Origin of the sequence: Streptomyces sp. WAC05374 (genome assembly GCF_004353505.1) — a bacterium.
GTDB lineage: Bacteria > Actinomycetota > Actinomycetes > Streptomycetales > Streptomycetaceae > Streptomyces.
The window spans coordinates 259,617-272,853 of sequence record NZ_SMNQ01000007.1; the positions used below are offsets into that span (position 1 = coordinate 259,617).

The window sequence follows — 13,237 nt, forward strand, 5'->3', positions numbered from 1 at the left end:
GCCGGGTGGCCGTGGCCGTCCGGCGCATACCCGGCGCCGTCGTCGGGGTGGCCGTATGCCTGGTGTCCCTGCCCGCCGGGCGGGAATCCGGCGCCGTCGGCCCGGTGCCCGAACGCATCGAATGCGCCAACGCTGTCGAGCTGGACGGTGCTGTCGTGTGGCTCATTCTGGCGCCCGTTCCAGGCACCTTCTCGCCAATTGTCCACTTTGTACGCACATCCCCCACTGAACGGACCATGGGTGCGCACACGGACTGCCTGGGTACTCACCACCGGACCGGGCCCCCACCCTGCCGGAGCGCCCCCACCACACTGCACCCGGACCATGAATGTAGCGCACGCCGAGGACAACGGGGCTTATGGTTCATTGATTCGGGCACATGTGCAACAAATCACCCTCCGGCAGCCACGCCCCGGGGGGCCTCACCAGCCACCCCTCCCTCTCGGCCATCTCGGCCGCCGCCGCACGCAGTGCGTCGAGTCCGGGATGCTTCAGCCCCTTGCGCCACACCAGCGACACGGGTGACAGCGGTACGGGGCGGACCAGCGGCCGCAGGACACACCCGGGCATGTCCGGAAAGTCCACTGAGGCCAGAACCGGCGTACGCGTTTTGGCCATGACCCGGCGGAACTCCTCGAACCCGATCGCCACCGGCGCCGGCGAGGCCACCTTGATCCCGCGCCCCGCGAAGAGCCGCTCCGCGAGGTCGGTCCACTCCTTGGTCGCCGGGTTGCCGGCGCCCGCGTACACGGACTCCCCGGCGAGCGCGTCCAGCTCCACCTCCGCCCGGCCCGCGAGCGGGTGGCCCTCCGGCAGCAGCACGGCCATCGGCTCGAGCCGCACCGGCTGCGCCGCCAGCCCGGCACGGACGGCGGGCGCCAGCCCCGTGAACCGGCCGAAGGACACGTCGAGCCGCCCGGCCGCGATCTCGGCGGCCGCCCCGGTCAGCCCGCTCTGGTAGCGGGCCATCAGCTCGCACTCCGGCGCCAGTTCACGGGCCCGCGCCAGCACCCTGCCGCTGATGATGCCGTCGGTGTTGAGGTCCACCAGCAGCGGCCGCGCCTCGTCGGCGAAGGCGCCGCCCAGCTCGTCGTACGCGGCCAGCACGGCCTGCGCGTACGGCACCAGCCGCTCGCCGTCCGGCGTGAGCGTCACGTGCCGGGTGGTACGGGTGAACAGCTCGGCGCCCAACTCCCGCTCCAGGCGCCGGATGTCCCGGCTGAGCGCCTGCTGCGCGACGTACAGGCGGGCCGCGGCCCGGGTGAAGTGCAGCTCGTCGGCGACGGCCACGAAGGCGCGCAGCAGCCGGGGTTCTATGTCAGGGACCACCCGCGGAATTTACAACACAGGTGCGTCAATGGCTTCTCCACAGGTGTTGGACCGGCGACCGGCCCCCGGGCGAGGCTGGGCGCATGCCGCAGACGACCACTTCACCCCTGCTCGCCCTGACCCCCGAGTCCCCCGTCCTGGCCCCGCGCTACGACTCCGCCCCCCGGGCCCCCGAGCGCCGGCCACGGCCCCCGGTCCGGTCCCGGCCCCGGTCGCGGCCCCTGGCACGGTACGCCCGGCTGTTCGCGCTGCCCGGCACGCGGGCGTTCACCGTGGGCAACCTCATCGCCCGCCTGCCCATGGGGATGTTCAGCGTGAGCGCGGTCATCATGATCGCCGGCGCGTACGGCTCCTACGCCCTCGCCGGCGCCGTGACGGCCACCGGGCTGGCCGCGACCGCCCTGGTGGCGCCGTTCACGGCCCGGCTGGTCGACCGGTACGGGCAGGCCCGGGTCGCCGTGCCCGCCACCGCCGTCGCCGTGCTCGGTTCGCTCGCCCTGCTGCTGTGCGTGCACCACCACGCGCCCGCGTGGACGCTGTTCGCCGCGTACGCCGCGACCGCGACGACACCCAACACGGGCGGCATGTCCCGGGCCCGCTGGGCGCACCTCTACCGCGACGACCCGGCCGCCGTCCACACCGCGAACGCCTTCGAGCAGGCCGCCGACGAGCTGTGCTTCATGCTGGGCCCGGTGCTCGCCGCGTTCCTGTGCGCCGCCCTCTTCCCGGAGGCCGGCACGCTGACCGGCGCGGTGCTCCTGCTCAGCGGGGTGCTGCTGTTCGCGGCGCAGCGCGCCACGGAGCCGCCCGTCGCGCCCCGCACCGGCGGGGCGCGCACTCCGCTCCGTACGCCCGGCATGCCCGCCCTGCTGGCGGTGTTCCTGGCGACGGGCGCGGTGTTCGGGTCCATGGAGGTCGTCACGCTCGCCTTCGTGGACGGCCCGGCGGCCGGTGCCGTCCTGGCGCTCCAGGCGGCGGGGTCGTGCGCGGCGGGCCTGGTGTACGGCTCGGTGCGGCCCGCGCGTGACGTGGGGCGGCGGCTGCTGGGCTGCCTGGCCGCGATGACCGCGCTGATGTCGCTGCCGCTCCTCGCGGCCACCGGGACCGGCTCGCTGCCGGCCCTGGCGGGCGCGCTGCTGGTGGCGGGGATGGCGACCGCGCCGACCATGGTGACGGGCATGACGCTGGTGCAGCGCCTGACGCCCCCGGCGCAGCTCAACGAGGGCATGACCCTGGCGGTCACCGCCCTGCTCGGCGGCGTCGCGGCCGGCTCGGCGACGGGCGGCTGGACGGCCGAGCACGCCGGGGCCACGGCCGCCTATGTCGTGCCGGTGACGGCGGCGGCCCTCGCCCTGGTGCTCGCCCTGCTCCTGGCGGCGGGCACGACGAAGGCCCGGCGGTCGTGACGACCGCCGGGCCTTCGCCCACATGGGATGACGGGTCCCGGGGGGCGAACCCCCCGGAGGTACCGCTCGTGGAGATGGCGGGAATCGAACCCGCGTCCAACGGTGCAGAATCAGGGCTTCTCCGTGTGCAGTCCGCTGCGATTTTCTCGGCCCCGGAGATCACGCGGACAAGTCTCCGACGGGCTCAGTCACTGTTTGATTTCCCTCTACACCCCGTGACCGGGCCTAGAGGTTTAGTTCCCTAGCTGATGCCAGGATCCGGGTCGGGAACAGCCCCGGGCTGACACTTCGCAGGCTCGCTACTTAGGCAGCGAGGGCGAAGGAATCGCGCTTGGTGTTGGCGATTATTTTTTGCGACATATGGTTTACGAGATCATTGCCGCTTCCTCGACACGCTTCCCCTGCTTCGACATCCGCTGTCGAAACCGATCATCCCCATGTTGATTTTTCAAACCGTGCCCCCGAGGGGGCGCGCCCCCTCCGTGAGGGGCAGGTGCCATCGTACGTGACCAACGCGGAGTGATGCCAGCGTATTCCCGCGCCGCCGGGTGCCTCCCGGGGCGCGCGGACCGCGTCCGGCGCCCGGTCAGGCCCGCTCGCGGCGCTTGACCGCCGAGATCACCCGCTCCGCCTCGCGGCGGTCCTGCTTCTCCCGCAGGGTCTGGCGCTTGTCGTACTCCTTCTTGCCCTTCGCCAGCGCGATCTCGACCTTGGCCCGGCCGTCCTTGAAGTACAGGGACAGCGGGACGATGGTGTGGCCCGTCTCCTGGGACTTCGACTCCAGCTTGTCGATCTCGTACCGGTGCATCAGCAGCTTCCGCTTGCGGCGGGCGCTGTGGTTGGTCCACGTCCCCTGTGCGTACTCCGGCACGTGCACGTTGTGCAGCCAGGCTTCGTTGCCGTCGATCTGGACGAACCCGTCCACGAGCGAGGCCCGCCCCTGGCGCAGCGACTTCACCTCGGTGCCGGTCAGCACCAGCCCGCACTCATAGGTGTCGATGATGGTGTAGTCGTGCCGCGCCTTCTTGTTCTGCGCGATCAGCTTGCGCCCTGTGTTCTTTTCCTTGGCCATAGTGCCGCCATTTTCGCACTAGGAGGCGCCCCCGAGGCCACTCAATACCGTCCTCGCCCGCTCCTCGGCGCGATCCGAGGCCACCAGGTCCGGCGTGATGCCCCGGCCGTCGACGCTGTGCCCGGCCGGGGTGCGGTAGTGGCCGACCGTGAGCTCGGCGACCGACCCGTCGGGCAGCCGGCTCGGCATCTGGACCGACCCCTTGCCGAACGTCCTGCTACCGACCGTCACCGCCCGGCCGCGGTCCTTCAGGGCGCCCGCCAGCAGCTCGGCCGCGCTCATGGTGCCGCCGTCCACCAGCGCCACCAGGGGCCTGCCGGTGTCGCCGCCCGGCTGCGCGTACAGCGCCTGCTCGTGGCCGTGCACGTCGTACGTGGCGACCAGGCCGCCGTCCAGGAACGCGGAGGCCGCCGTGACCGCCTCGGTGACCAGGCCCCCGCTGTTGCCCCGCAGGTCCAGCAGGACGCCCGCGTCCCTCGGGGCGGCGCGGACCGCGTCCCGCACGCGCTGCCCGGCGCCCTTGGTGAACGCCGCCACCCTGATCCTCAGGGAGCCGTCGGCGAGCCGCTGCACGGTCACGTCCTCGGTGGCGAGCCTGGCCCGCCGCAGTGACTCGGTCCACGCGCGCGTGCCGCGCTGCACCCCGACGGCGACCACCGAGCCGGGCGGTGCGCCGTCCCCGCGCAGCAGGGCGACGACCTCCGCGGCGGTGCGCCCGTCGACGGGGCGGCCGTCGACCGTGCGGATGTGGTCGCCCGCCCTCAGGCCCGCCCGGTGCGCCGGGCCGCCTCCCTGGACGCGGGCCACCTCGATCCGGCCGTCGGCGGCGCGCCGGGCGGAGAGGCCCACGCCCGTGTACCGCCCGTCCAGGGCCTGCTCGAACTCCTCGTACTCGCGCTGGTCGTAGACGGCGCCCCACCGGTCGCCGCTGCGGCTGACGACCTCCTTGGCCGCCTTGGCGCCGGACTTGCCGTCCGCCATCGCCTCGGCCGCCGCGCGCGCCAGCTCGCGCTGGTCGACCTGCCCCCGGGCGGCGCCGGTGGCCGGGGCGGCCCGGGAGACGGCCCGCCCGCCCGGGTCCCCGCCGTCCCGGGGAAGGCAGTTGGTCACCGCGGCGGCGACGAGGACCGAGGCGAAGGCGATGGTCAGGGCCGCCCCGCGGCTGCGAGCGCCGCGGGGCCGGGTACAGAACTCGGGGCCCAGCATGGCGACCACTCTAGGACAAGCGAAAGGCGCCGTACGGCTGTTGACCGTACGGCGCCCGGGGCGATCGTCACACCTTCAGATACTTGCGCAGCGCGATCGCCGCCGCCAGAGAGGGCATCAGCAGCCCGATGACCACTACCAGCGGCAGCACCGTGACCACCGCGTCCCAGCCGATGAAGTTGACCAGCGGCATGCTCTCGGCGAGGTTCAGCCCCGCGTCGATCAGGAAGTACCGGCCCACCAGCAGCATCACGCAGGCCACCACACCGCCCAGCAGGCCCGCGACGGCGGCCTCCATGATGAACGGCATCTGGATGTAGAAGCTGGACGCACCGACCAGCCGCATGATGCCGGTCTCGCGCCGCCGGCTGAACGCCGAGACGCGCACGGTGTTGACGATCAGCATCAGCGCGATGACGAGCATCAGCGCCATGACGCACAGCGCCGCGACGTTCATGCCCCGCATCATCTGGAAGAGGTTCTCCAGCGTGTCGCGCTGGTCCTGTACGGAGTGCACGCCGGCCCGCCCCGCGAACGCGGTGGCGACGACCTTGTACTTCTCCGGGTCCTGCAGCTTGACCCGGTACGACTCCTGCATCTGGTCCGGCGTGATGATGCTGGCGATGGCGGTGTCGCCGTACTGCTCCTTGTAGTGCTTGTACGCCTCGTCCGCCGACTCGTGGTGGACCTTCTCGACGATGTCGAGCTTGTCGAGGTCGGCCTCGATCTCCTTCTTCTGCTGGGGGGTGACGGCGCCCTTGTTGCACGTCCCGCCGGCCGCGGCGTCGTTCTTGTTGCAGAGGTAGATCGTGACGTTGACCTTGTCGTACCAGAAGTCCTTCATCACGCTGACCTGCTCGCGCATGAGCAGCGCGCCGCCGAACAGGGCGAGGGACAGGGCCACGGAGACGATGACGGCGAAGGTCATCGTGAGATTGCGACGGAGGCCGACACCGATCTCCGACAGTACGAACTGGGCGCGCATCGCGTGCGTTCAGCCTTTCCTTGCTGGTGCCGGTAGCCGCTAGTGCTGGTAGCCGTAGACGCCGCGCGCCTGGTCGCGTACGAGACGGCCCTTCTCCAGCTCGATGACCCGCTTGCGCATCTGGTCGACGATGTTCTGGTCGTGCGTGGCCATGATGACGGTGGTGCCGGTGCGGTTGATCCGGTCCAGCAGCTTCATGATGCCGACCGACGTCTGCGGGTCGAGGTTGCCGGTCGGCTCGTCGGCGATCAGCAGCATCGGGCGGTTGACGAACGCGCGCGCGATGGCCACCCGCTGCTGCTCACCGCCGGACAGCTCGCCGGGCATCCGGTCCTCCTTGCCGCCGAGGCCGACGAGGTCGAGGACCTGGGGGACGGCCTTGCGGATCTCGCCGCGCGGCTTGCCGATGACCTCCTGCGCGAACGCCACGTTCTGCGCGACGGTCTTGTTGGGCAGCAGGCGGAAGTCCTGGAAGACGGTGCCGAGCTGGCGGCGCATGTGCGGCACCTTCCAGTTGGACAGCCGGGCGAGGTCCTTGCCCAGGACGTGCACCGTGCCGTGGCTGGCGCGCTCCTCGCGCAGGACCAGCCGCAGGAAGGTGGACTTTCCGGAGCCGGAGGACCCCACCAGGAAGACGAACTCGCCCTTCTCGATCTCGAGGGAGACGTCCCTGAGCGCGGGGCGGTTCTGCTTCGGGTAGGTCTTGGAGACGTTGTCGAATCGGATCACGGGTGCACCACGGTCGGCAGGGAGTAGGTGTGCGTGACCATACGCGACTGGGGATGCCGCGTGCAGTCGGCGCCCTGCCTTGCGCCTTTTGTCCGGGTGAGGTAGAAGGCCGAACCGGGGGTAATCCGGCGGGGCGCGCCTAAACTCTGCGGAGCTGGCACAGTGGTAGGGGGAACGGATGCGTTTCCCTGAGCGTTGTGCGGAGAGAACTGTGTGCACAGTCCGCGTCAGTGCACGGTCCGCGTCTTGCGGCTCCGCCGCGCGGGAGGAGGAGAGCGCATGACCTACGACCGATTGGTGTGCGCCAACTGCGCGGCGCCCGTCAGCGAGGGCCGGTGCCCCGTCTGCCGGGCGAACCGGGAGCGCCTCCAGCAGGAGGGCCCCTTCGGTGGACTGAGCCCCGTGGCTCTGCTGACGCTGCTGGTCATCCTGGTCGCGGCGGTGGCCCTGCTGGCCCACCAGACCGCGTAGGGCGTCCCTGGACAGGCCCCTGGACACAGGAAAGGGCCCGGGCGGGTAGGAGACCCGCCCGGGCCCTTTTCGTCGCTCTACGGCACGTTACGCGGCCGTACGGCCACCGCCCACGAGGCGCGGCAGCATGCGGAAGCCGATGCCGCCGGCGATCATCGTCGCGGCACCGATGAGCAGGAACGAGGTCTCGGCGGCGCCGGTCTCGGCCAGCTCCTCCTTGGCCTTGCCCTGCTCGACCGGCTGCGAACCGGCGGAGTCGGTGTCGGTGTTGTCGGCGCACTCGGCACCGTCGAGGTCGACGGTGCAGGTGCCGGCGTCGTCGCCACCGGTCACGGAGCCGGAGGTGCCGGAGCCACCGGTGGCGGTGGAGCCGCCCTGGTCGCCGCCGTTGCCGCCATTGCCGCCGTTGCCACCGGAGTTGCCGTTGCCGCCATTGCCGCCGTTGCCACCGGAGTTGCCGTTGCCACCCTGGTCGCCGGTACCGCCCTGGTCGCCGGTGCCACCCTGGTCGCCGGTGCCACCCTGGTCGCCCGTGCCACCCTGGTCGCCCGTGCCACCCTGGTCACCGGTACCACCCTGGTCGCCCGTGCCACCCTGGTCACCGGTACCGCCCTGGTCGCCCGTACCGCCCTGGTCGCCCGTACCGCCCTGGTCGCCCGTACCGCCCTGGTCGCCCGTACCGCCCTGGTCGCCCGTGCCACCCTGGTCGCCCGTGCCACCCTGGTCGCCCGTGCCACCCTGGTCGCCCGTGCCACCCTGGTCGCCCGTGCCACCCTGGTCACCGGTACCGCCCTGGTCGCCCGTGCCACCCTGGTCGCCCGTGCCACCCTGGTCGGCGCCGCCGTCGACGCCGCCCGGGTCACCGTCGTCGTCGCCGATACCGAGGCCGGCCTCCAGGCCGTCCTCGTTCGCCTCGGCCTGGACGTTGATGCCGGCGACGTCGACGTCTATGCCGACCGCCGAGGCGGCGCCCGCCGCGGTCAGGGACGCTCCGGCCGCGATCACCGCACCGGCTGCGATCCGCGCCACGCGGACCCGCGTCTTCTTGGTCATCTGCCTGCTACCCCCAGTAGCTGTTTCGTCAGTGGAGCAGCGCTCGGGGCAGCGGACGCTGGGGGTCTTGCTCAGTTGCCCCCGATCACACGCGCCCCAGTCATGCGCATGCCGCGCGTCAGCTTTCCCAGTTTTCGTACAAGCGTCAAGGCGGTTGCGCGTGCGATGCCCGGAATGGCCCCACTTGCCTGGCCTGCAACGATGCAACTGTGACGGAATTGGCGAACTCCCGCCCTCGGAAGGCCAGTTTCCTTGTCGACAAAGCGAGGTGACGGTCAACGGGCCACTTGCGCCAGCGAATCAGGCCCCTACGCGAACGGCGCCGGACCGCCTCTTACGAGGTGGTCCGGCGCCGGAACGGCCGGTGGAATCCGGGAGTTGCGAAAGACTACTTCTCCTGCTGCTTCCGCCAGCGGATGCCCGCCTCCAGGAAGCCGTCGATCTCGCCGTCGAGGACCGACTGCGGGTTGCCGACCTCGAACTCCGTTCGCAGGTCCTTGACCATCTGGTACGGGTGCAGGACGTACGAACGCATCTGGTTGCCCCAGGAATTGCCGCCGTCGCCCTTGAGGGCGTCCATCTTGGCCTGCTCCTCCTGGCGGCGGCGCTCGAGGAGCTTGGCCTGGAGGACGTTCATCGCGCTCGCCTTGTTCTGGATCTGCGAGCGCTCGTTCTGGCAGGAGACCACGATGCCGGTCGGGATGTGCGTGATGCGCACGGCCGAGTCGGTGGTGTTGACGCCCTGGCCGCCGGGGCCGGACGCGCGGTAGACGTCCACGCGCAGCTCGGACTCGTCGATCTCGACGTGGTCGGACTGCTCGACGACCGGCAGCACCTCGACGCCCGCGAAGGAGGTCTGGCGGCGGCCCTGGTTGTCGAACGGGGAGATGCGGACCAGGCGGTGCGTGCCCTGCTCCACCGAGAGCGTGCCGTAGGCGTACGGGGCCTTGACGACGAAGGTGGTCGACTTGATGCCGGCCTCCTCCGCGTACGACGTCTCGAAGACCTCCGTCGAGTACCCGTGCCGCTCGGCCCAGCGCAGGTACATGCGCTGGAGGCGCTCGGCGAAGTCGGAGGCGTCGACGCCACCGGCCTCGGCGCGGATGTTGACCAGCGCCTCGCGCTCGTCGTACTCGCCGGACAGGAGGGTGCGCACCTCCATCTCGTCGAGCGCCTTGCGGACGGAGACCAGCTCCGTCTCGGCCTCGGCGAGGGTGTCCGGGTCGTCCATCTCCTCGGCCAGCTCGAAGAGGACGGCCAGGTCGTCGATACGACTGCGCAGCGCCTCGGTCTTGCGGACCTCGGCCTGGAGGTGCGAAAGCTTGCTCGTGATCTTCTGCGCCGCCTCCGGGTCGTCCCACAGGGACGGGGCCGCGGCCTGCTCCTCGAGCACGGCGATGTCTGCCCTCATCCTGTCGAGGTCCAGGACGGCCTCGATCGACCCCATGGTCGAGGAGAGGGACTTCAGCTCTTCGGATACATCGACGACTGCCACGACACCAGCGTAACGGCTGTGTGCGACACCCCGGGCCCCCAGGCGGTACCCAGGGCCTCTCATCCGGACCCTACGGCTGTGACGGGGCCGACTGCTTGGAGTCCTGGGGCGGGGTGCCGGGGTCGTCGTCGCTGGTCGCCACGTAGCCGCCGACCCCGGCGGCGGTCACCAGGGCGAGGGCGGCGATACCGAGGGTGAGGCGGCGCTTGCGGACGGCTCCGGACTTGTGCCGCGCGGAGCCCGGCCGGCGGCCGCCGGCGGGGCGCGGGGCGCGGGCGGTGCCGTGGGGGCCGCCGGACAGCTCGTCGGGCGCCGGGACGCGCATCGAGGTGTGGGTGTCCCGGTTGGAGTCGGTGGGCGAGCCCGGGACCAGCGGGACGGCGGCGCGGCGCGGGGCGTTCGGGACCGTCGGGTAGGGGTCGTCCTCGTACGGCTCGGGGGCGGGCTCGGCGTCCGGCTCGTCCACGTCGAGCGGCGGCATGCCCGCGACGAGCGGGAGGAGGTCGTGCAGCCGGGCGGCGAGCTCGGAGGCGCGCAGCCGGGACGCGGGCGCCTTGGCCAGGCACTGGACGATGAGCTGCCACAGCTCGTCCGGGATGCCGGGGAGCGGGACGACGGTCTCGGTGACGTGGCGGCGCAGGACGGCGCCGGGGTGGCCGCCGCCGAACGGCGTGAAGCCCGCGAGCAGCTCGTACAGCACCGTCGCCAGGGCGTAGATGTCGACCGCCGCGCGGGGCGGGAGCCCTTCGACGATCTCGGGGGCGACGTAGTCCGGCGTGCCGATCACACGGGTGGACTTGGTGCGGCCCGGGGTGTCGATCAGCTTGGCGACGCCGAAGTCGGTGAGCAGGGCGGGGTGGGCGCCGCCGGGGCCGAGCGGCCCCTCCATGTCGAGCAGGATGTTCTCCGGCTTGACGTCGCGGTGGACGACCCCGGCGGCGTGCGCGGCCGCCAGGCCCTCGGCGACGTCCGCGATGATGGCGACGGCCGCCTCGGGGGCGAGGCGGCGCTCGCGGTCCAGCCGGGTGCGCAGGTCGGTGCCGCGCACCAGGTCCATGACGAGCGCGAGGTCGTTGCCGTCGACGACCAGGTCGCGGACGGCCACCACGCGCGCGTGGTCCAGCCCGAGCAGGGCGGTGCGCTCCTGGACGAAGCGTCCGACGAGTTCCTGGTCGCAGGCGAGGTCCTCGCGCAACAGCTTGATGGCGACGGGGCCCTCCGGGCCCTCGCCGAGCCACACCGTTCCGGCACTGCCCCGCCCCAGGATCTGGTGGGCCGTGTACCGGCTGCCGATCTTCCGTGCCAAGACTGCTCCCTCAGCGGCTGGCGTTCCCGACAAAGTTACGCGGGCCCGGGCGCCGGTATTCACCTCCGGGGGGAAATCACCCCCCGGAAGTCGACAAATCGGCAGAGTTACTGCCCGGAGGGGGTACCGCCGGTGCTGCCGGTGCTGTCGCCGATCTCCGAGATCCACTTGGAGACCGAGGACACGCCGTCACTGATGGCCTGCCAGTAGCTCTTGCCCTCCGCGATCCAGTCCTGGACCGGGGTCAGCTCCCAGATGAGCCAGCCGGCCACGATGAACAGCACGATCGTGAACAGGCAGCCCTTGAGGCAGCCCAGGCCCGGGATGCGCATGGGGTTGGCGCTGCGCTGCCGGGGCGGGCGCGGCTCGCGCGGCGGACGCGGAGCCGGCTGCTGGGGCTGCTGCGGCGGGTGTGGCTGGTGGTGCTGGGGCTGGTGGTGCTGCGGCGGGTACTGCTGCTGCGGGGGCGGCGGCGCGTACTGCTGACGCTGCGGCGGGCGCTGGGGCGGCCGCTGCTGCCGCTGGGGCTGCGGGGGGTACGGCTGCTGGTGCTGCGGGGGCTGCTGGGGCGCCTGCCGCTGCGGGCGGCGGCGCAGTGGGTCCTGGCCCGGGTCCAGGTACTGGATCTGGGTCTGCTCGTTGCGGTCCCGGGCGGCGCGGAGCTGGCTCTGCCACGGGTGCGGCTCCTCCGGCTGCGGCGGGCCGTCGGGACGCGGTGGTACGGGCGGCATGACCGCGGTCGGGTCGGCCGCGCCGGGGGCGGCGCCGCCCGGCCCGCTGGTGGGCATCACGCTGGTGGGCGCGGCCGGGTCGTACTGGGCGGCCCCGGTGCTCGGCAGGACCTGGGTCGGGTCCGCCGCGCCGGGGGTCTGAGGGACGGGCGCCGGCGCCGGGTCGGGGGCGAGCAGGGCGCCCACGCCCTCGGCCGCCTCGATCTGGGCGGGCGTGGCGTGCACGCCGATGCCGGCGGCGACGGTGCGCAGGCCGCGGGCGAGGTTCTCGGCGCTGGGGCGGCGCCCCGGGTCCTTGCTGAGGCAGCGCTCTATGACGGTCCACAGGGGCCCGGGGACCGTCGAGGGCCGGCGCGGCTCCTCGCTGAGGTGGCGGTGGAGGACCTCCAGCGCGGTGCCTCCGGCGAACGGCGGGCGGCCGGTGACCAGCTCGTACAGGAGGATTCCGGCGCCGTAGATGTCCACGGCGGAGGTCTGCGGGCGGCCCTCGGCGGACTCGGGCGCCACATAGGCGGGGGTTCCGACGAATTCGTGCGTACGGGTGAGGCCGGGGCTGTCCGCGAGGCGCGCGATGCCGAAGTCGGTGAGCATCGGGTGCATCTGGCCGTCGCGCTCGGCGAGCAGCACGTTGGCGGGCTTCAGGTCCCGGTGGACGACGCCGTCGGCGTGGCTGGCGGCGAGCGCGTCGGCGATCTGGGCCGTCAGGAGGGAGGCGGCGACCGGGCTGAGGGGGCCGTTCTCCCGGATGTAGCGGTGCAGGTCCGGGCCGTCGACCAGGTCCATGACCAGGGCCAGGAGGTCACCCTCGACGACGAGGTCGCGGGTGCGCACGATGTTCGGGTGGGTGAGGCGGAGCAGGACGGAGCGTTCCCTCAGGAACCGCATCACCACGTCCGCGTCGTTCGCGAGCTCCTCCTTGAGGACCTTGATCGCGACGGTTTCGCCGGGCTGCCCCGGTACGGCCGCCTCGGCGCCCGCGGTCTCCCGCTGGCGGGCTCGCCAGACGGTGCCCGTGGCGCCGCGTCCGAGCGGCTCCTCGAGCAGGTACTTGCTGCCTACCGGCCGCACGTCATGCGCTCCCTGGATCGTGTTCCTCGCCTGGCCCGTGCCTCCCTCTCGGGCCCGCCCGGGTGTCCGACCCACTGTAGTGCCGGAGAGTGGCACACCGGCGGGTCGTCCTCCGGTCCCGTTCGACCCTGCAAGACGCGTTCGAAGGGGACACGGTTGCCAGGGTGACACGACCGGCGCCGCCGCACATGATCCCAAGCCGGGCGCAAGCAGCCCTTTTCACGATCAGGGGTGATCGATCAAGATCATTTCTGACTGGGTCGGCGACGGGTTGTCAGCGGCAGGTGGGAGGATGCCTCCAGCACGGCGCATCGCGGGGCCGGGAGCCCCGTGATCCGTGCCGACCTGACCGGACGACGCGTCCGTGGCGGGTGGGGGGAGATCGA

11 protein-coding genes and 1 other RNA gene are annotated in these 13,237 nt (G+C 72.2%); 2 read left to right on the forward strand and 10 right to left on the reverse strand.

Annotated features, from left to right (window positions below):
- Nucleotides 1-363 precede the first annotated feature (363 nt).
- Nucleotides 364-1,329, reverse strand: coding sequence for a LysR family transcriptional regulator (locus E2B92_RS16995; protein WP_126886782.1), 966 nt, complete (start codon nt 1,327-1,329; stop codon nt 364-366).
- Between the two features lie 83 nt (nt 1,330-1,412).
- On the opposite strand from E2B92_RS16995, the gene E2B92_RS17000 reads away from it, so the two are divergent.
- Nucleotides 1,413-2,735, forward strand: a complete 1,323-nt coding sequence (locus tag E2B92_RS17000; RefSeq protein WP_133087584.1) for an MFS transporter — start codon at nt 1,413-1,415, stop codon at nt 2,733-2,735.
- Between the two features lie 66 nt (nt 2,736-2,801).
- Here the strand turns inward: E2B92_RS17000 and ssrA are convergent.
- From ssrA to ftsE, 5 genes are all read right to left on the reverse strand, one after another.
- Nucleotides 2,802-3,172: a transfer-messenger RNA gene (gene ssrA / locus E2B92_RS17005) on the reverse strand.
- Nucleotides 3,173-3,321: 149 nt separating this feature from the next.
- Entirely contained in the window at nt 3,322-3,807 is a 486-nt protein-coding gene (gene smpB, locus E2B92_RS17010) for an SsrA-binding protein SmpB (protein WP_073750546.1), read from the reverse strand.
- Between the two features lie 18 nt (nt 3,808-3,825).
- A complete protein-coding gene (locus E2B92_RS17015) occupies nt 3,826-5,013 on the reverse strand; it encodes a S41 family peptidase (RefSeq protein ID WP_126888309.1) in 1,188 nt (395 codons plus the stop codon).
- A 67-nt stretch (nt 5,014-5,080) separates the two neighbouring features.
- Complete coding sequence (ftsX, locus tag E2B92_RS17020) at nt 5,081-5,998, reverse strand: permease-like cell division protein FtsX (protein WP_126888310.1); 918 nt, start codon at nt 5,996-5,998, stop codon at nt 5,081-5,083.
- A gap of 39 nt (nt 5,999-6,037) precedes the next feature.
- Nucleotides 6,038-6,727 (reverse strand): cell division ATP-binding protein FtsE, encoded by a 690-nt coding sequence (gene ftsE / locus E2B92_RS17025; RefSeq protein WP_064072157.1) that lies wholly within the window; start codon nt 6,725-6,727, stop codon nt 6,038-6,040.
- 279 nt (nt 6,728-7,006) lie between these two features.
- Here ftsE and E2B92_RS17030 point away from each other — a divergent pair, with 279 nt between their 5' ends.
- Nucleotides 7,007-7,198 (forward strand): hypothetical protein, encoded by a 192-nt coding sequence (locus tag E2B92_RS17030; protein ID WP_126888311.1) that lies wholly within the window; start codon nt 7,007-7,009, stop codon nt 7,196-7,198.
- Nucleotides 7,199-7,285: 87 nt separating this feature from the next.
- Here the strand turns inward: E2B92_RS17030 and E2B92_RS33435 are convergent, their stop codons facing one another.
- The 4 genes from E2B92_RS33435 to E2B92_RS17050 form a co-directional block, all read right to left on the reverse strand.
- Nucleotides 7,286-8,251, reverse strand: a complete 966-nt coding sequence (locus E2B92_RS33435) for an LPXTG cell wall anchor domain-containing protein (protein WP_126888312.1) — start codon at nt 8,249-8,251, stop codon at nt 7,286-7,288.
- 388 nt (nt 8,252-8,639) lie between these two features.
- On the reverse strand, nt 8,640-9,746 hold the full coding sequence (prfB, locus tag E2B92_RS17040; RefSeq protein ID WP_126888313.1) for a peptide chain release factor 2: 1,107 nt from the start codon (nt 9,744-9,746) through the stop codon (nt 8,640-8,642).
- Between the two features lie 70 nt (nt 9,747-9,816).
- Nucleotides 9,817-11,052 (reverse strand): serine/threonine-protein kinase, encoded by a 1,236-nt coding sequence (locus E2B92_RS17045; RefSeq protein ID WP_126888314.1) that lies wholly within the window; start codon nt 11,050-11,052, stop codon nt 9,817-9,819.
- Nucleotides 11,053-11,159: 107 nt separating this feature from the next.
- On the reverse strand, nt 11,160-12,851 hold the full coding sequence (locus E2B92_RS17050; RefSeq protein ID WP_126888315.1) for a serine/threonine-protein kinase: 1,692 nt from the start codon (nt 12,849-12,851) through the stop codon (nt 11,160-11,162).
- Nucleotides 12,852-13,237: the final 386 nt, after the last annotated feature.